The sequence below is a fragment of the Sandarakinorhabdus oryzae genome (assembly GCF_009733735.1).
In the GTDB taxonomy this organism is placed as follows: domain Bacteria; phylum Pseudomonadota; class Alphaproteobacteria; order Sphingomonadales; family Sphingomonadaceae; genus Sandarakinorhabdus; species Sandarakinorhabdus oryzae.
This window is the reverse complement of the sequence record NZ_WNJP01000056.1, coordinates 1-16,790: the sequence shown is the minus strand read 5'-3', so window position 1 is coordinate 16,790 and position 16,790 is coordinate 1. Positions and strand designations below refer to the sequence as shown.

At 66.6% G+C, this 16,790-nt stretch carries 15 protein-coding genes and 1 tRNA gene; 6 read left to right on the top strand and 10 right to left on the bottom strand.

Annotated elements, in window-relative coordinates; translation table 11 throughout:
- The 3 genes from GJ693_RS07585 to GJ693_RS07575 all read left to right on the top strand — a co-directional run.
- On the top strand, positions 1 to 1,073 hold a 1,073-nt coding region (locus GJ693_RS07585), incomplete at its 5' end, for a heparinase II/III domain-containing protein (RefSeq protein WP_197042039.1).
- 58 nt (positions 1,074 to 1,131) lie between these two features.
- Positions 1,132 to 2,718, top strand: coding sequence for a bifunctional phosphoribosylaminoimidazolecarboxamide formyltransferase/IMP cyclohydrolase (gene purH / locus GJ693_RS07580; RefSeq protein WP_156255717.1), 1,587 nt, complete (start codon positions 1,132 to 1,134; stop codon positions 2,716 to 2,718).
- 78 nt (positions 2,719 to 2,796) lie between these two features.
- Entirely contained in the window at positions 2,797 to 3,945 is a 1,149-nt protein-coding gene (locus GJ693_RS07575) for a serine hydrolase domain-containing protein (protein WP_156255716.1), read from the top strand.
- Positions 3,946 to 4,120: 175 nt separating this feature from the next.
- On the opposite strand, the gene hisD is transcribed toward GJ693_RS07575, so the two are convergent.
- The 8 genes from hisD to GJ693_RS07535 all read right to left on the bottom strand — a co-directional run bounded on the left by hisD (position 4,121) and on the right by GJ693_RS07535 (position 11,555).
- The gene (hisD, locus tag GJ693_RS07570) at positions 4,121 to 5,410 is read right to left on the bottom strand and encodes a histidinol dehydrogenase (protein ID WP_156255715.1); all 1,290 of its coding nucleotides are present in this window, start codon (positions 5,408 to 5,410) and stop codon (positions 4,121 to 4,123) included.
- Entirely contained in the window at positions 5,394 to 6,056 is a 663-nt protein-coding gene (gene hisG, locus GJ693_RS07565) for an ATP phosphoribosyltransferase (RefSeq protein ID WP_156255714.1), read from the bottom strand. The genes hisD and hisG overlap by 17 nt, the downstream gene beginning before the upstream one ends.
- A gap of 63 nt (positions 6,057 to 6,119) precedes the next feature.
- On the bottom strand, positions 6,120 to 8,051 hold the full coding sequence (locus GJ693_RS07560; protein WP_156255713.1) for an alpha/beta hydrolase family protein: 1,932 nt from the start codon (positions 8,049 to 8,051) through the stop codon (positions 6,120 to 6,122).
- A gap of 67 nt (positions 8,052 to 8,118) precedes the next feature.
- Positions 8,119 to 8,997, bottom strand: a complete 879-nt coding sequence (mmsB, locus tag GJ693_RS07555) for a 3-hydroxyisobutyrate dehydrogenase (RefSeq protein ID WP_235902721.1) — start codon at positions 8,995 to 8,997, stop codon at positions 8,119 to 8,121.
- Position 8,998: 1 nt separating this feature from the next.
- Positions 8,999 to 9,772 carry an enoyl-CoA hydratase gene (locus tag GJ693_RS07550; RefSeq protein WP_156255711.1) on the bottom strand — a complete coding sequence of 258 codons (774 nt, stop codon included), beginning with the start codon at positions 9,770 to 9,772 and terminating at the stop codon, positions 8,999 to 9,001.
- A gap of 76 nt (positions 9,773 to 9,848) precedes the next feature.
- Positions 9,849 to 10,796, bottom strand: coding sequence for a cation diffusion facilitator family transporter (locus tag GJ693_RS07545; protein ID WP_156255710.1), 948 nt, complete (start codon positions 10,794 to 10,796; stop codon positions 9,849 to 9,851).
- A 75-nt stretch (positions 10,797 to 10,871) separates the two neighbouring features.
- Complete coding sequence (locus GJ693_RS07540) at positions 10,872 to 11,312, bottom strand: hemerythrin domain-containing protein (protein WP_197042038.1); 441 nt, start codon at positions 11,310 to 11,312, stop codon at positions 10,872 to 10,874.
- A 168-nt stretch (positions 11,313 to 11,480) separates the two neighbouring features.
- A tRNA-Gly gene (locus GJ693_RS07535) sits at positions 11,481 to 11,555 on the bottom strand.
- A 151-nt stretch (positions 11,556 to 11,706) separates the two neighbouring features.
- On the opposite strand from GJ693_RS07535, the gene trxA reads away from it, so the two are divergent.
- The 3 genes from trxA to GJ693_RS07520 are packed head-to-tail and all read left to right on the top strand — an operon-like array spanning position 11,707 to position 13,453.
- Entirely contained in the window at positions 11,707 to 12,612 is a 906-nt protein-coding gene (gene trxA, locus GJ693_RS07530; RefSeq protein ID WP_156255709.1) for a thioredoxin, read from the top strand.
- Positions 12,609 to 13,265 (top strand): LON peptidase substrate-binding domain-containing protein, encoded by a 657-nt coding sequence (locus GJ693_RS07525; RefSeq protein ID WP_156255708.1) that lies wholly within the window; start codon positions 12,609 to 12,611, stop codon positions 13,263 to 13,265. Before trxA ends, GJ693_RS07525 begins: the two co-directional genes overlap by 4 nt.
- Positions 13,262 to 13,453 (top strand): Trm112 family protein, encoded by a 192-nt coding sequence (locus tag GJ693_RS07520; RefSeq protein ID WP_156255707.1) that lies wholly within the window; start codon positions 13,262 to 13,264, stop codon positions 13,451 to 13,453. Before GJ693_RS07525 ends, GJ693_RS07520 begins: the two co-directional genes overlap by 4 nt.
- On the opposite strand, the gene GJ693_RS07515 is transcribed toward GJ693_RS07520, so the two are convergent.
- A complete protein-coding gene (locus GJ693_RS07515; RefSeq protein ID WP_156255706.1) occupies positions 13,450 to 15,249 on the bottom strand; it encodes a flavin-containing monooxygenase in 1,800 nt (599 codons plus the stop codon). The genes GJ693_RS07520 and GJ693_RS07515 overlap by 4 nt on opposite strands.
- Positions 15,250 to 15,282: 33 nt before the next feature.
- Positions 15,283 to 16,500, bottom strand: coding sequence for a UbiH/UbiF/VisC/COQ6 family ubiquinone biosynthesis hydroxylase (locus tag GJ693_RS07510; protein ID WP_156255705.1), 1,218 nt, complete (start codon positions 16,498 to 16,500; stop codon positions 15,283 to 15,285).
- Positions 16,501 to 16,790 lie beyond the last annotated feature (290 nt).

Sequence of the window (16,790 nt, the reverse complement as noted above, 5' to 3'; positions counted from 1 at the left end):
TGGCCGGGCTGCACCAGCTGTTGGCCGCGCTGGTGCTGCCTGATGGCGGCATGGCCAGCCGCGCGCCCGTCGATGGCCTGGCGCTGGCCGATCTGCTGATCTTTACCGCCGGCGCGCCGGAAGCGCTCGGCAACCGCGCGCCACCCTTGTTTGCCGACACGCTGGCGCGGCTGGCCCCGGCCTTGCGGGGCCTGATGCTGGGCGATGGCCAGATCGGTGCCTGGCATGGCGGCGCGGTGATTGGCGCCGACGCGCTGGAGCGGCTGTCGCGCAAGGTTGCCACCGGCACCGAAATTCGCCGCGGCGGCCGCTGGAGCGGCTATCACCGCCTGTCCGCCGCGCGCAGCGTGGTGGTGATCGATGCCGGCCCGCCGCCTTCTGCACGCCTGTCCAACAGCGGCCATGCCGGCACGCTGGCGTTTGAAATGAGCGACGGCAACGACCGGCTGATCACCAACTGCGGCGGCGTGCGCGGCCTGGAACGCACGGCGTCGGGCCCGCTCGCCCCGGCGCTGGCCTCCGGCCTCACCACCACGGCCGCCCATTCGACGCTGATCATCGCCGACACCAACTCCACCCGCATCCGCGACGATGGCACGCTGGCCGCCGGGGTGGAGGAAGTCACCCTGGCCCTGCGGGGCAGCGCCGAAGGCCAGCTGATCGAAACCAGCCACAATGGCTATGCCAAGCGCTTTGGCATGCTGGTGCGGCGGCGGCTGTTCCTCACCGCCGACGGCGCCGAGCTGGCCGGCGAAGACCTGATCGAGGCAGCGCCCGCCGGCCTGCTGCGCCGCCGCGCCGAACGCGGCTTCGATGTGCGCTTTCACCTCGGCCCCGGCGTGTCGGCGACGCCCACCGCCGACGGCATGGGTGCCCTGATGAAGACCCCGTCGGGCCGCATCTGGGCCTTCAAGGTGCGGCTGGAAAGCGGCGTCGGCCGGCTGGCCATCGAACCGTCGATCTGGGTGGACGCCGCCGGCGCCATCCAGCGCACCCAGCAGCTGGTGGTGTCGGGCGCGACCCAGAAAATGGCCGCCGATGTGCACTGGAGCCTGAAGCGGGCTGGCAAATAGGCGATTGAGGCGCTAGGCGGGCGCCAACCCGTCCACCCCTCCCGGAAAGCCGCTTGCCATGACCGATCTCGTTCCCATCCGCCGCGCCCTGCTTTCGGTGTCCGACAAAGCCGGGCTGGAGCTGCTGGCGGCCGCGCTGGTGGCCCGCGGCGTGGAACTGGTGTCCACCGGTGGCACGGCGGCGGCGCTGCGCGCCATGGGCCATCAGGTGAAGGACGTCGCCGAGCTGACCGGCAGCCCGGAAATGATGGATGGCCGGGTGAAGACGCTGCACCCGCGCGTGCACGGCGGCCTGCTGGCGCTGCGTGACAACGCCGAACATGTGCAGGCGATGACCGACAATGGCATCGGCGCCATCGATGTGGCGGTGATCAACCTTTATCCCTTCGCCGCCACCGTGGCCAAGGGCGCGCCGCGGGACGAGATCATCGAGAATATCGACATCGGCGGCCCGGCGATGGTGCGGTCTTCGGCCAAGAACCACGCGTTTGTCGCCATCCTGACCAGCCCTGACCAGTATGACGCGTTCATCGCCGCGCTGGCGGCTAATGACGGCGCCACCCCGCTCGCCCTGCGCCGCGAACTGGCCGCCGCCGCCTTCGCCCACACCGCCGCCTATGATGCCGCGGTGGCCAGCTGGTTCGCCTTTGCCGATCAGGGCCAGATGTTCCCGCCGGTGCTGCCGCTGGCACTCACCCGCAAGGACACGCTGCGATACGGCGAAAACCCGCACCAGCAGGCGGCGCTTTACCTGCCACAGGGCCGGTCCTACGGCCTCGCCGCTGCGCGCCAGGTGCAGGGGAAGGAGCTTTCCTACAACAATCTCAACGACGCCGATGGCGCGCTCGACCTGATCGCCGAATGGCGAGACAGCGCCCCGGCGTGCGCCATCATCAAGCACGCCAACCCGTGCGGTGTCGCCACCGGTGCGACCCTGGCCGAAGCCTATGAGAAGGCCTTCCAGTGCGACCCGGTCTCGGCCTTTGGCGGCATCATCGCCGTCAACCAGCCGCTTGATGGGCCGACGGCCGAAGCCATCACCGGCATCTTCACCGAAGTGGTGATCGCGCCAGATGCGGACGAAGACGCGCTGAAGATCTTCGCCGGCAAGAAGAATCTGCGCCTTCTGCTCGCCGATCTGCCTGATCCACGCCGGCCGGGCCTGATGCTCAAACCGATCTCGGGCGGCATGCTGGTGCAGAGCCGTGACAATGGCGCCGTGCTGCGCGACGCCTGCACTGTGGTGACGCAGCGGGCTCCGACCGAAGCCGAGTGGGCTGACCTGATGTTCGCCTGGACGGTGGCACGGCACGTCAAGTCCAACGCCATCGTCTATGCCAATGGCGGCGCCACGGCGGGGATCGGTGCCGGCCAGATGAGCCGGCTTGATTCGACCCGCATCGCCGCGCGCAAGGCCATCGATGCCGCCGAAGCCGCCGGCTGGCCGCAGGCCCGCACCATCGGCAGCTGCGTTGCCTCCGATGCCTTCTTCCCCTTCCCCGACGGGCTCATTGCGGCCGCCGAAGCCGGCGCCACCGCCATCATCCAGCCTGGCGGCTCCATCCGCGACAAGGACGTGATCGCGGCGGCTGATGAGCGCGGGCTGGCCATGGTCTTCACCGGGATGCGCCATTTCCGGCATTGAGCCGCGCGGCCCCCTCCCGCAGCCAAGAGGTGCCAAGCGGCGGCAACTTGCCTAAGCTTGGCGCAAAGGGAGACCCACATGCGCGACCGTATCCGCCACGCCCTCGAAACCACGCTGGCCGCCGGCAACATACCTGGCGCCGTCGCCGTGGTCGGCAACAGCGCCGGCACGCTGGCCGAAGTGGCGGTGGGCAGCAAGGGCCCCGGTGGGCCGCCGCTGGCCCAGGATGATCTGTTCCAGATCGCCTCGATGACGAAAGCCATCGCCAGCGTTGCCGCGATGCAGTTGGTGGAGCAGGGCCGGCTCAGCCTGGATGACGATATCGGCGCGGTGCTGCCGCAACTGGCCAACCCGGCGGTGCTGGAGGGTTTTGACGAGGAGGGCAAGCCGGTCACCCGTCCGGCCGCCGGGCCGATCACGCTTCGGCAATTGCTCACCCACACCTCGGGCTTCGGCTATGAGTTCATGTCGGCGGAGCTGACGCAAGTTCGGCTGCACCATCCGGCAATGCCCGGCAGCCTTGCCGCCCTCGCCATGCCGCTGCTCGCCGATCCGGGCACGCGCTGGATCTATGGCACCTCCACCGATTTCGTCGGTCTGGCGGTGGAAGCCGTATCGGGCATGCGGCTGGGTGACTGGCTGGCCCGCCATGTCACCGGGCCGCTGGGCATGAGCGACACGACCTTCGCCTTTGATGCGGCGGTGAAGGCGCGGCTCACGCCCTTGCACGTGCGCACGCCCGATGGTGGCCTGATGGCATTTCCAATCCACTTCGGCGGCGGTGAGGCGGCCGAATATCACGGCGCCGGCGGCGGCCTGGTGGGCACGGCGCGGGATTATCTGCATTTTGCCCGCATGATCCTGAATCGCGGCCAGCTCAACGGCGCGCGCATCCTGCGCCCCGATACGGTCACCGAGATGGCCAGCAACCAGGTGACGATGCCGGCTGGCCGGCTGACGACCAACCAACCCGGCTTCTCGTCCGAGTTCGACCTGTTCCCGACGATGGACTGCGGTTTCGGCCTCGGCTTCCTGATCAACCCGGAACCCGGCCCCGATGGCCGCGCCGCCGGCAGCCTGGCCTGGGCCGGCATCGCCAACAGTTATTACTGGATCGATCCGGAGAACGACATTGCTGCGGTGATCTGCATGCAGCATCTGCCCTTTGGCGAGCCGGCCGCACTCGATGTGCTCCGTGCCTTCGAGCGTGCGGTGTACGGCCGCTAACTGGCTGACGCCGGGCGCTGCCCGGGCTGGAAATTCCTGTCCTACAGGCCGGAATAGGCGTTAGAGTCGGCCCTGCGATGGTCAGGCGACGGCGACGCCGCTTTTTTTCGTTCGTCTCAGAAAATCAGCTACTTAGCTGGGGAAAAGTGTCAACTTTGTCAAGCAGGGGCGGCGTTCAAACCAGCCGCAGCCGGATAGAGGCGGCGTGGGCTGCGAGCCCTTCCACGTCGGCAATGGCAGCCCCGGCCGGGCCAATCGCCGCCAGCCCCTGCGGGCCGCAATCGAGGAAGGTGGTGCGCTTCATGAAATCCACCACAGACAGGCCGGAGGCAAAGCGCGCCCGGCGGCCGGTGGGCAGCACATGGTTAGGGCCAGCCAGATAATCACCGGCTGCTTCCGGCGTGTGGCGACCGAGGAACACCGAGCCGGCGTGGCGCATCCGGGCGAACAGGCCATCGGGATCATCGACCATCAGCTCGGCATGTTCGGGCGCGAGGGCATCGAGCAGCGGCAGGGAGGCTTCGAGATCGGGCACAAGGATGATGGCGCCATGGTCACGCCACGACGCGCCGGCAACAGCGGCGGTAGGCAGTGTCTCGAGCTGGCGGTCAACCGCGGCAGCCACCGCATCGGCTTCGGCGGCCGACGTGGTGATCAGGATGGATTGCGCCACCGGATCATGCTCGGCCTGGGCCAGAAGATCGGCGGCGATCCACTCCGGGTTGGACTTGCCGTCGGACACGATGACCACTTCCGACGGGCCGGCGACCATGTCGATGCCAACCACGCCATAGAGCTGGCGCTTGGCTTCGGCGACCCAGGCGTTGCCGGGGCCGGTGATCACGTCGACCTTGGGGATATGCCCCGTGCCGAAGGCCAGCGCGGCAATGGCCTGCGCCCCGCCGATGCGGAAGACGCGAGACACACCGGCGACGCGGGCGGCGGCGAGCACCAGCGGGTTGACCAGGCCATCCGGCGTGGGCGTAACCATGACAAGATCGCGCACCCCGGCCACCACGGCCGGAATCGCGTTCATCAAAACGGAGGACGGATAGGCCGCACGACCGCCCGGCACATAGAGGCCGGCGGCATCGACCGGCGACCAGCGCACGCCGGTGCGCACGCCGGCAGCGTCCACCGCGTCATTGCCCTGCGGCTTCTGGCGCTCGTGGAAGGCACGGATACGGGCGGCGGCGAGATCGAGGGCGGCGCGCAGATCGGGCTCCAGCCCGGCCAACGCGGCATCGAGCGCGGCAGCGGGCAATTCCCAGCCGGCGGCATCGAGATCGACGCGGTCAAACCTGGCGGTGAGCGCCGCCACGGCGGCATCGCCGCGGACCTTCACATCAGCGATGATGCCGGCAACCGTGGCTGACACGTCAGCGGCATCGTCGCGCTTGGCGTCGACCAGCGCAGCGAAGGCGGCGGCAAAGCCTGCCTCGCTCGCGTCAAGCCGCAGCGGCATCACGCTTTTCCGTCAGTTCCCGCATGGTGTCGATGATGGCGACAACGCGGCTGTCCGTCTTGAAGGCGGCGCGGTTGGCAATCAGGCGGCTGGTGACTTCGGCGATCACCTCCACTTCGACCAGGCCATTTTCCGCCAGCGTCTTGCCGGTGGAAACCAGATCGACAATGCGGCTGGACAGGCCGACCAGCGGCGCCAGCTCCATCGCGCCATTGAGCTTGATCACCTCGGCCTGCAGGCCACGGGCGGCAAAGTGACGGCGGGTGAGGCCGGGATATTTGGTCGCCACCCGGACGTGGGACAGGCGCGACAGATCGGGATCGAGCGCGGCCGGCTGCGCCACCGAGAGGCGGCAATGGCCGATGCCGAGATCAACAGGGGCATAGATTTCGGAGAAATCAAACTCCATCAGCACGTCATTGCCGGCGATGCCGAGCTGCGCTGCGCCAAAGGCCACGAAGGTCGCCACGTCGAAGCTGCGCACCCGGATCACCCGCACGTCGTCGCGGCTGGTGGCAAAGGTCAGTTTGCGGCTGTTCTCGTCGGAGAAATCCGCTTCCGGCACGATGCCGATCTGCGCCAGCAGCGGCAGCGCTTCCTTGAGGATGCGGCCCTTGGGCAGGGCGATGATCAGCGGCGACGTCATGATGCGGCGCGGCATAGCGCGGTCGCAGCCAAAACGCCACTGCGCCCGCGCCGCAGGCCTGCATCAGTTGGGCGGGTTATGCTTCAACAGGAACGCCACTTGCGCTTCCAGCAGGGCGATGCGAGTAGCGGGTTTGGATAGCCAATGGTCTTCCCCGGCCAGTTCCAGATAGTCGACCGGTTTGCCCGCCTTCTTCATCGCGTTCACCATCAGGCGGCTCTGCTCGATGCGCACAACCGTGTCGTCCTTGCCGTGGATCAGTTGCAGCGGCACGCTCACCTTGTCGGCCAGGCGGGCGGGGGACCAGGCGTCGATCGTCTCGTCGCTGGCGTTCCTGGCGCCCATGAAACGCTGCCAATAGCGCAGCGTGGCGTTGCGCTCGCCGCCGGCATCACTGATTTCAGAAAGCAGCATGCGCCGCAGATCGGACACGCCCGCTACTGCCGAGGCGCAGCGATAGACGCCGGGATCCAGCGTTACCCCGGCCATAGCCGCATAGCCGCCATAGGACGCGCCGGCGATGCACACGCGCTTGGGATCGATGGTCCCCTTGGCGGTGAGGGCTCGTACCCCATCCGAAAGGTCGGTCTGCATCTTGCGGCCCCACTGGCCATAGCCGGCCGCCTCATGGTCATGGCCAAAGCCAGTCGAACCGCGGAACTGCGGCTGCAACACGGCATAGCCACGGCTGGCCAGCGCCTGAGCCCACCAGTCGAAACCCGGCATATCGCGCGAGGCCGGACCGCCATGGGCCAGCACGATCAGCGGCAGGCCCTTGGCCGCACGTCCGCGCGGCAGGGTCAGATAGGCAGGAATGTCGAGTCCGTCGGCCGCCTTGTAGGTGAATGTCGTGACCGGGCTGAGCAGTTCCGGGCCCAAACCATCATAACGATCGGCCATGAATTCGGCCTTGCCATTGGTGCGATCGATCTTGAACAGCGACACGCCATTCTGCTCGCCCTGCACCTCGACGATGATGACCTGACGGTCGTCGCTCCAGCTTTCCAGACTCACCTGTTCGCCGGGAAAGGCCTTGGCGATGCCGCGCCACAGCCCGGCATCCTTGGGATCGAAGAAGCGATACTCCGTGCGCTCCAGGTCGGTGTCAATTGTGCCGATCACCGTGCGGCGGCGCCGATCGAGCAGCACGCTGTCACCCTTATAGTCGGTGGTCGGCCCACTGACGCTGCCATCGGCTCGGTTGATCTCGTAATCCTCCCACTCCCCACTCTTGTGACTGGTTAGCACCAGGGTGGACTCATCGCGGCCAAAGCTGGTGATTCCGGGATAATCGATCAGCGCGGTTTCGGCGTAGACCTTGTGAAAGCTGCCGCCGGTTTTCAGGAACAGTTGCCATTCGCCGCCGCGTTCCTTGTAGTCAGCGCGGGCGATGGCTTCCCCGTCGCTGCCAATGAAGAAACTGCGCGTGTCGCTATTGCCCTTGGTGGTGATGAGCCCGTGCGAACGCCCCAACCGCACCTCTGCAAGGGCGAGCAAGCCAACATTTGAAGGGAAATGCCACACCGGCACGACGATCGCCGGCTGGCCATTTCGCATGAAGGGCCGGGGCGTGCCGGCAGCGGCATTCATCGTGTCGGGAATGGCATCCAGCAGGGGCCGCCATTTGCTGTCCTTGCTCAGGTCGAGCATGGACAGCAGAAACCATTCGCGCTTGGGGCCCTCAAGCCCGGCGACAGTCGTGGTGGTGGACACAGTGGAGACAATGTGATCATTGCCGACCCACATCACGTCGCGCAGCTTGGATTTCTCCACTTGGGTGATCGACAGCAGCTTGTTGTCAGCCACCGCCCGCACCTGGATCTGGGCCGATTGCTCATCGCCCATGGCGGCCACCCAGCGCTTGCCATCAGGTGACAATTGGATTGACGAAATGGTGGGCAATTGCCCGAACAGGCTGAGCGGTGGCGGTGGCGCTGCGATCGCTGCAACGGTAAAGGTCAGCCCCAGGGCAAGAAAGGTCAGGCGGCGCAGCATGGCGTCGTCCCTCCGGCTCGAATGTCCTGACCCTGTACTTGCAGTCAACCCGGCGGCGACCGGCTTGTCAACCGCGCAACAGCTTGATGATTGACGAAAAATCGGCAGCACCCTCACCGTTGTTGACCAACAGCTGGTAAAGGCTTTCGGCGTTGGCGCCCATTGGCACGCTGGCGCCGGCGCCCTGGGCAGCGGCCATGGCGAGCTTCAGATCCTTCAGCATCAGGGCGGCGGCGAACCCGCCCTGGTAATCGCGGTTGGCGGGTGACGTCGGCACCGGACCGGGGACGGGGCAATAGCTCGTCATGCTCCATGACTGACCGCTGGCCTTGCTGCTGATGTCGAAGAAGGTCTGCGCGTCGAGGCCCAGCTTTTCGGCCAGCACGAAGGCTTCGGCCGTGGCGATCATGGTGGCGCCAAGGATCATGTTGTTGGCGATCTTGGCCGCCTGTCCCATGCCGGGCCCGCCAGCGTGGATCACCGCCTTGCCCATCGTCGCCAGAAGTGGCTGCGCCTTTGCAAACGCCGCCGCTGGTCCGCCCACCATGAAGGTCAGCGTGCCGGCATCGGCGGCAGCCGTGCCGCCCGATACCGGCGCATCTACCATCGCCAGCCCACGGTCGGCCGCCGCCTCGCCAAGCGCCTTGGCGGTGGCGACATCGATGGTTGAGCAATCGATCAACACCGCGTCTGCGCCGGCGGCGGCGAACAAGTCGGTTTCATAGGCGGCGCGCACATGGTGGCCGGCCGGCAGCATGGTGATGATGGCATCGGCTCCCGCTGCAGCGTCGGCCGCGCTGCTGGCAGCTGTGGCGCCGCCGGCGACAACCCGCGCCAGCGCGTCGGCTGATAGGTCGAAGGCCCAGACCTCGTGCCCGGCCTTGACCAGGTTGAGGGCCATCCCGCCCCCCATGTTGCCGACCCCGATGAAGGCGATGATGGCCATGTTACCGCCCCGTCCAGTTGCCGGGCCGCTTCTCGATGAAGGCGGCCATGCCTTCCTTCTGATCGGCGCTGCCGAACAGGCCGTGGAACAGCCGCCGCTCGAAGCGCACGCCCTCCTTCAGGCTCATCTCGAACGCGGCGTCGATCTCTTCCTTGACCGCAATGCTGGCCAGCGGTGCCATGCCGGCGATGGTTTCGGCCAGTTTCAGCGCTTCCTCAAGCAACGACTCGTTTGGGACCACCCGCGCCACAAGGCCGGAACGTTCGGCTTCGGCGGCGTCCATCATGCGGCCGGTCAGGCACATTTCCATGGCCTTGGCCTTGCCGATGGCGCGCACCAGGCGCTGTGAGCCGCCCATGCCCGGCGTCACGCCCAGCTTGATCTCGGGCTGACCAAACTTGGCGTTCTCGGCGGCGATGATGATGTCGGCCATCATGGCGAGCTCGCAGCCGCCGCCCAGGGCAAAGCCGGACACTGCTGCGATCCACGGTTTGCGGGTGGCAGTGACATGGTCATAGCCGGCGAAGAAATTGCCGCCATACATCTGCGCGAATGACTGCCCGCTCATCTCCTTGATGTCGGCACCCGCGGCGAAGGCCTTTTCCGATCCGGTGATGACCAGGCAGCGCTGCGAGGCATCAGCATCATAGGCAGCAAATGCGGCGATCAGATCGGCCAACACCTGGCTGTTGAGCGCATTCAGCGCCTGCGGGCGATTGAGCCGCACCAGCGTAACGGCGCCGTGCTGTTCAACAAGGATGGTTTCAAAGCTCATCGGATCACCCCATCGTCACAGGAAGCGGACGCGGCTTCCTAGACCGCCCAATGCTGCCGGGCCAGTGTGGAATCCGTTAGTGGCCGCAGCCTTCGGGCAGGGCCTGGCGGCAATGTTCGTCGCCCGTTTCCACCTGCAGCGTGGCGTGGCCGATGTGGAAGCGGTGGTGCAACGCGTGGGCGATATTGGCGAGCACCTCGTCGCCGGGATGGCCGGCCGGCATCACAAGGTGCGCCGTCAGGATGGCGCCGGTGGTGCCCTGCGGCCAGATGTGCAGATCATGGACGGCAACAACGCCGTCCAGACCCGAAAGCCACTTGTTGACGGCGGCTGGTTCGATACCAGGCGGCACCGCGTCCATCGCCAGGGCCATCGATTCCGTCAGCAGGCCCCAGGTGCCTTTCAGGATCACCGCCGCCACCGCGAGGCCGAGCACCGGATCGACCCAGGTCCACCCGGTTTGCCGGATCAACAGCCCGCCCAGCACCACCGCAGCCGAAACGCCGGCGTCGGCCAGCATGTGCAGATAGGCACCGCGGACATTCACATCGCCCTTGCGGCCGCGCAGGAACAGCAGGGCCGTACCGGTATTGATGGCGACCCCAGCAGCGGCCACAAGCATGACAATGCCGCCCGATACCGGCTGCGGATCGAGCAGCCGATGCACCGATTCGAAGATGATGCCACCACACGCCGCGACCAGGATGAGCGCATTGAACAGGGCCGCCAGGATCGGCGAGCGCTGCAGGCCCCAGGTGAAGCGCGCGCTCGGCGCCCGCCGCGCCAGCGCCAGGCCGCCCCAGGCGATGAGCAACCCGGCCACATCAGAGAGATTGTGGCCGGCATCGGCCAGCAGCGCCATCGAATCGACCCAAAGGCCGGCCGCTGTCTCGATGCCGACATAGGCAAGGTTTAGCACCACTCCGATGGCAAAGGCCCGGCCGAAATCCGGCGGCGCGTGGCTGTGGCCATGGCCATGATGATCATGGCCGCCCAGCGGATGGCTGTGGGCGTGGCTGTGCATGGCGCCGTTGTAAGGGGTGAGGGCCGGGCGAGTCGAGGGGGACGACGGGCCCGGCCTGCGCCGTTTCGTGCCAGGTCAGCCGTGATCGGCCTTGGCAGCCATCATGGCCTTGCCCAGTTCAGCCAGATCGACCTTGGCGGCCTTGGCCTTCGGGAACATTTCCTGCTCTTCCTCCGTCACATGATGCTCCACATATTCTTTGAGCACGGTGACGTTGGCGCGGAACATTTCGGAGGACAGATTCTCATCCTCGATCTGGGAGATCAGATATTTGACGCTCTGGTGTTCCACTTCGGCTTCGTCAACCAGGTCGGTTTCGGCGATCGCCGCGCGCATGGCCGGATAGAAGATATCCTCCTCAACCTCGGCATGCAGGCGCAGTGCATCACAGATTTGGGTGGCAATGGGGCGGCGCTGCTTGTCAGTCGATGTTGCATCGAAGCGCTTGAAAAGCGCCTTCACATCGTCGTGATCCTGCTTCAGCAGTGCGAGCGCGTCGGTCTTGCTTGCCATCATCTTGTCCTTTCGTGGGGGTCGAACCCGGTCAACGCGCTTGGACGTTGAACGGTTCCGGTGACCAGACGCCTGCAAAAGCGGCCAACAGGCAGGACAAGGTCGGCGGCATCACGCCAACTGCCGACACGAAAAAGGCGGCCCGTGCGGACCGCCTCTTCAAACAGCGACTGGAGCGGGTGAAGAGATTCGAACTCTCGACTTCAACCTTGGCAAGGTTGCGCTCTACCCCTGAGCTACACCCGCTCACCCGTCGCCGGGAGCCGGGCCTCTAGCACCGGGCGCTTCGCGGGCGCAAGCCCCTTTTTTCCCGACAGCATGCGCGCAACCGCCGTCTTGGCAAACCGCCCCCCGACACCCCATATGACGGCAAAGCATCGTAATCGGAGCATGACCCTTGGCCAGCATTCCCAACCCGGCCGCAGAAAAGGCCAGCATCGAGGCCTTCCGCCGCGACGTCATCGACGCGTCGAAGACCGCCCTGGTGCTCGTCGACTTCTGGGCGGAATGGTGCGGCCCGTGCAAGACGCTGGGGCCAATGATTGAACGGCTGGTGGCTGCCCGCGCGCCGAAAGTGAAACTGGTCAAGATCGACGTCGACAAGAACCAGGCGCTGGCCGCCCAGTTCCGCATCCAGTCCATCCCCACCGTCTATGCCTTCCTCGATGGCCGTCCGGTCGATGGCTTCCAGGGCGCACTGCCCGAACGCGAGCTGGCGCAATTCATCGATCGGCTGCTCGCCGGGGTACCGGCCAGCGATGACGAAGCCGCACTTGAAGAACAGATCGGCCAGCTCGTTGCTGCCGCCGAGGAGGCAACAGCCGCCGGCGCCCACGACGATGCGGCCGCGATGCTGGCCGCCTTGGTGCAGGAACTGCCCGATCGGCACGATCTGGTGGCCCGTTATGCGCTGGCGCTGGTCGCGGGTGACAAAACGGAGGCCGCTGCGGCCGCACTGCAGGTGGTGCCCGTCGATTCCAAGGATGAACTCGTCACTCGCGCTCGTGCCGCGCTGGCGCTGGCCGCCGAAGCCCCGGCCGACGATGAGCTGAGCCATCTCGTCGCCAAGGTCACCACCCATCCGGACGATCACGCCGCCCGTTTCGAGCTGGCCGGTGCGCTGGCCGCCCGCGGCGAGCGCGATGGCGCCGCCGAGCATCTGCTCGCCATCATCAAGGCCGACCGGAGCTGGAACGAAGGCGCCGCCCGCGAGAAATTGCTGACCATGTTCGAAGCCGCTGGCCTGGCCGATCCGTGGAGCGTCAAGACACGCGCCGCCTTGCGCGCTATCTGGTTTGCATGAGCGAAAGCGAGGCCCTTGAACCGCTGCCGGCCGCGGTGCCGGTGTTCCCGCTGACCGGCGCAGTACTGCTGCCACGCGGTGTGCTGCCGCTCAACATCTTCGAGCCACGTTATCTGGCCATGGTTCGCGATGCCATGGCGGCCACCGGCGCCGCCAACCGCATCATCGGCATGATCCAGCCGAAGGCTTCTGGCGATCCGCCGCCACTCTACAAGGTGGGCTGTCTTGGCCGCATCACCGAATATCGCGAGACCGATGATGGCCGCATCCTGCTGGCGCTGGTCGGCATCAGCCGCTTCCGCGTCGCCGCCGAACTGGACCGCGACACGCCCTATCGCCAGGTGATGACCGATTATCACGGCTTTGCAGACGACCGGCACGACGAGGATGCGCTCGATGCCGCCAGCCGCGCCAGCCTGGAGGAGGCGCTGCGCCCCTATCTCGATGCGCGCGGCCTCGCCGCTGATTGGGAGGCAGTGCAATCGGCCGACGACGAAGGGCTGGTGACGGCGCTGGCCGGGGCGCTGCCCTTTGATCCGGCCGAAAAGCAGGCGTTGCTGGAAGCGCCGACCCTGTCGGATCGCGCCCAGACGCTGGCGGCGCTGATGAGCTTTGCCGCCGGGCCGAGCAGCGGCAGCAACAGCCTGCAATGAGCGGCTCCGCGCTCGATCCCCGGCTGCTCGCCCTTCTGGTCTGCCCTCAGACGCGCCAGCCGCTGCGGTATGACCGGGAACGGCAGGAACTGGTCAACGACACCGCCGGCATCGCCTATCCGATCCGCGACGGTGTGCCGATCCTGCTGGCCGAAGCGGCGCGCGAGTTCCTGCCGGCGACGGGTTAACTGAAGGCCAGCCCTTCGAATTTTCCCGACGTGCGCCAACCATCGATATAGTTGAAGAAGGCCACGGGCCCGAGCGGATAGCCAACCCCGAAGGCCGCTGCGGCATCGGTCGCCTTGCCCTCGTTGTTGTAATATCCCGGCGTGCAGTCCGCCGCCGCGCCGGCCATGCCCGGCTGCGCCGTCAGCAGCAGTTCCACCCATTTGTCCTGCGCCTCTTTGGTGGCCTCGATCCGGCGGGCGCCGGTGGCGCGGGCGTGGGAGAGAATGGCGGCGATGGTGTCGCCGGCATCGGTCCAGTTGTGCGGCACGTTGACAATGAAGTTGGCCCCCTGCGCGAACTGCACCAGGAAGGCATTGGGAAAACCATGAACATGCAGGCCGTGCAAGGTGCGCATGCCATCCTTCCACGCTTCGGACAATCGCTTGCCGCCCACGCCCTTCAGGTCGAAGCCCGCCCGCCGCTCGTGCGACGTGCCAACCTCAAAGCCGGTCGAATAGATGATGCAATCAACCTCATAGTGCTGGCCGTTCACCCAGAAGCCGGTCTCGTCGATGCGCTCGACACCCTTGCCGTCGGTGTCGATCAGATGGGTGCCGGGTTCGTTGAAGGCCTGCAGATAGGCATCATGGAAGCAGGGCCGCTTGCACAGTTGGCGATACCAGGCCTTCAGCCGGTCGGCCGTTGCCTTGTCGCGGACCAGTGCATCGGTGCGAGCGCGGATTTCCGACATCTTCTCGATATCGGCATCCTCGAACGCCGCCATCATGTTGGCCGGCGTCATCTGCTCCATGGGCAAGCCCATGACCTTTTCGCGGATGCGGCGCGTGAGGTCCGTCCAGCCATCCTGCACCAGATCCTCGGCCGGCGGTGGACCCATGCCGACATTGCGGGCAAAATTGTCGAGCCAGCGCTTCTGCCAGCCGGGTGTGGCGATGGACTTGAACCATTCGGGATCGGTCGGCGCATTGGCGCGCACATCCACCGATGATGGCGTGCGCTGCACGACATAGACAGTGCCGCCGGCGCGGGCGAGGTGCGGCACGCACTGCACCGCAGTCGCGCCAGTGCCGATGATCGCAACGCGTTTGTCTTTCAGCTTGTCGAGCGGCGCGCCATTCGTGTCACCGCCCGTGTAGTCATAATCCCAGCGGCTGGTGTGGAAGCTGTGGCCCTTGAAGGTCTCGATGCCAGGAATGCCGGGCAGTTTCGGCACGTGCAGCGGGCCGGTGCCGGTGCCGACATAATCGGCGGTGAAACGGTCGCCACGATCGGTGCTGATCACCCAGACGCCGCGCTCGTCATCCCACTCGATCTCGGTCACACGGGTGTGGAACAGCGCCTTGTCATAGAGGCCGAACGTGCGCCCTATCCGCCGCGACTGCTCCAGGATTTCCGGGGCATGGGCATATTTCTCGGTCGGCATGTGCCCGGTTTCCTCGAGCAGCGGCAGATAGATGATCGAGGCCGTGTCGCACTGCGCGCCGGGATAGCGGTTCCAATACCAGTTGCCGCCAAAATCGCCCGCCTTGTCGATGATACGCACGTCGGTGATGCCGGCCTCTGCCAGCCGCGCGCCGACGCACAGGCCGGCAAAGCCGCCGCCGACCATGGCGAAGGTGACATGATCGGTGACAGGTGCCCGCGGGATCACCGGCATGTAGGGATCGTCGAGATAATGGGCAAAACCGCCCGTCATCTCCTGATACTGGTCATTGCCGTCAGGGCGCAGCCGCTTGTCGCGCTCGGCCCGATAGCGGGCGAGGATGGCGTCCTTGTCGAGTGCTGCAGTGGCCATGGCAAATCCGCTCCTTGGGGAACGGACGCAAGGTTATACGAGCTCGCCCTTCAGCAAAGCTGGCAGTTTTCCGGTCTCGCCACGAGCCTGATTCATGAAGAAGCGCTTCAAGGGCGGCAGGCGCTCCACCGAGGCGAGGCCGAAGCGGCGCACGAGGCTGGGGGTGCTGCCGGGAATGGCGAACAGGCGGTTGAGGCCATCGGTGACGGCGCAAACGAGGCTGTTGTCGAACCGGCGCCAGGCCGAGACCTGGGCCAGGACATCGGGGCTGCCGAGATCAAGGCCCGACCGCGCCGCGTTGGTCAGCACCTCGGCGGCGGCCGCCACGTCGCGAAAGCCCATGTTGAGGCCCTGGCCGGCGATCGGGTGGATACCGTGTGCGGCGTCGCCCAGCAGCAGCAGCCGTTTGTCGGTGTAGCGGGCGGCATGGTGGAAGCCGAGCGGCCAGACGGCCTGGGGCGCAATCACCTCGATCTCGCCCATGGTGCCATCCACACGGGCAGCAATCTCGGCGGCGAGCTGCTTCGGCCCCAGCTTCTTCGCGGCGTCCATATGCTTGCGGTCCACGGTCCACACGATGGCGGTGCGCGGGCGGCCATCATCGGTGTCGCGCATCGGCAGCAGCGCCAGCGGACCCGACGGGTAGAAGAGTTCGCAGGCGATATTCTCGTGCGGGACCGTGTGCGCGACCATGGTGATCAGCGCGGCATGATCATATTGCCACTGCGCCAATGGGATGCCGGCGGCATCGCGGGTGGCGGAGCGGCGGCCGTCGCAGGCCACCACCAGCGGCGCCCTGAATATCCGGCCATCAGCAAGGGTGAGTGTGGCGGCATGGTCGTCACGCGCCAGATCGGCAACGGTGACCGGGGCGAGCAGCGTGACCTCCGGGCATTGCCGCACCGCCCGCAACAGGCCGGTGCGCAGCCAGCGGTTTTCCACCATGGTGCCGAGCGGGTCATTGCCCTCGCCGGCATCGAAGTGAAGGAACTGCGGGTGAGCGGCATCGGTGACGCGGATCTCGCGGATCGGGCAACCGTGGGTATCGAGGATATCGCCCAGGCCCAATGCGCGCAGCATGCGGGCCGAGGCGCTGGCCACCGCGGTGGCGCGGCCATCGAAGGCCGGCAGGGTGGTGCTGTCGAGATCCTGGGCATCAACGACGATGCTCGTCACCTCGTGGCGGGCCAGGGCCAGCGCCAGCGTGGCGCCAACCAGGCCGCCACCGATGATGATCACATCTGCATCCATACCACGTCCCTAGCCCAGCGGCGCGATTCCCCCAAGAGGGACATGATGTCCGGGGTGAAGCCGGTTTTCCTTGACCGGATTCACGGCCTGATTCATTTTGGTGGGTGCCCAAATGGTGAACATCCTGCGGGTGCGCGTGTTTTCCCCCTGTTGAAGGCAAACCGGCCATGGCCACTCGGGCAGCCCCTGCCCCCAAACGCGAGCGCGGCCCCGCCTGGGCCCAGCGGCTGCGCGTGGTGCTGGCACTGGCGCTGCGGATTGCGGCGCGGGTGGCGGCGGGTGGCGCCGTG